The organism is Rhodoblastus sp. 17X3 (genome assembly GCF_030056575.1).
Taxonomy (GTDB): domain Bacteria; phylum Pseudomonadota; class Alphaproteobacteria; order Rhizobiales; family Beijerinckiaceae; genus Rhodoblastus.
On the sequence record NZ_JASHHX010000050.1, the window covers coordinates 1 to 1,342 of the forward strand.

The 1,342-nt window shown below is 65.4% G+C and carries 1 protein-coding gene; it reads left to right on the plus strand.

All coding sequences use genetic code 11. From position 1 onward, the window contains the following. Nucleotides 1–1,342, plus strand: a 1,342-nt coding sequence (locus QM467_RS19695; protein WP_283368038.1) for a DNA translocase FtsK, incomplete at both ends; no start/stop codon positions are given.

Genomic DNA, 1,342 nt, shown 5'->3' on the forward strand with positions numbered 1-1,342 from the left:
ATCCCGGCCCTGTGGTGACGCTATACGAGTTCGAGCCTGCGCCGGGGATCAAGTCGTCGCGGGTGATTGGCCTCGCGGACGACATCGCGCGCTCCATGTCGGCGGTGTCCGCCCGCGTGGCGGTCGTGCCGGGGCGCAACGCCATCGGCATCGAACTGCCCAACCCGCGCCGCGAGACCGTCTATCTGCGCGAACTGTTCGCCTCGCCCGATTTCGCCGAGACCAAGCACAAGCTCGCCATCGCGCTCGGCAAGACCATCGGCGGCGAGCCGGTCATCGTCGATCTCGCCAAAATGCCCCACCTGCTCGTCGCCGGCACCACCGGCTCCGGCAAGTCGGTCGCCATCAACACCATGATCCTCTCGCTGCTCTATCGGCTCAAGCCGCAGGAGTGCCGCCTCATCATGGTCGATCCCAAAATGCTGGAGCTGTCCGTCTATGACGGCATCCCGCACCTCCTCACCCCCGTCGTCACCGACCCCAAGAAGGCCGTCGTCGCCCTCAAATGGGCCGTGCGCGAGATGGAGGACCGCTACAAGAAAATGTCGAAGCTCGGCGTGCGCAACATCGACGGCTTCAACGCCCGCGTCACCGAGGCCAAGCAAAAAGGCGAGATCATCTCGCGCGTGGTGCAGACCGGCTTCGACCGCGAGACCGGCGAGGCGATCTACGAGCAGGAGCAGATGGACCTCTCCGTTCTGCCCTATATCGTGGTCATCGTCGATGAAATGGCCGACCTGATGATGGTCGCGGGCAAGGAGATCGAGGGCGCGATCCAGCGTCTGGCCCAGATGGCGCGCGCCGCCGGCATCCATCTCATCATGGCGACCCAGCGCCCTTCGGTGGACGTCATCACCGGCACGATCAAGGCCAATTTCCCGACCCGCATCTCGTTTCAGGTGACCTCCAAGATCGACAGCCGCACCATTCTGGGCGAGATGGGCGCGGAGCAGCTGCTGGGCCAGGGCGACATGCTCTACATGGCGGGCGGCGGGCGGATTTCCCGCGTGCATGGGCCATTCGTGTCCGACGCCGACGTCGAGAAGGTGGTGGCGCATCTCAAGATGCAGGGCCAGCCGGATTATCTCGACTCGGTGACGGTGGAGGACGAGCCGGACGACGACGAGGCCGACGCCTCGAACTACACGGCCGACGACGAGGGAAGCGACCTCTACGACCGCGCGGTGGCGATCGTGCTGCGCGACAAGAAATGCTCGACCTCCTATGTCCAGCGCCGCCTTTCGGTCGGCTACAACAAGGCGGCCTCGCTGGTCGAGCGCATGGAGAAGGAAGGCGTGGTCGGCCCCGCCAACCACGCCGGAAAGCGCGCTATTCTCGCCGG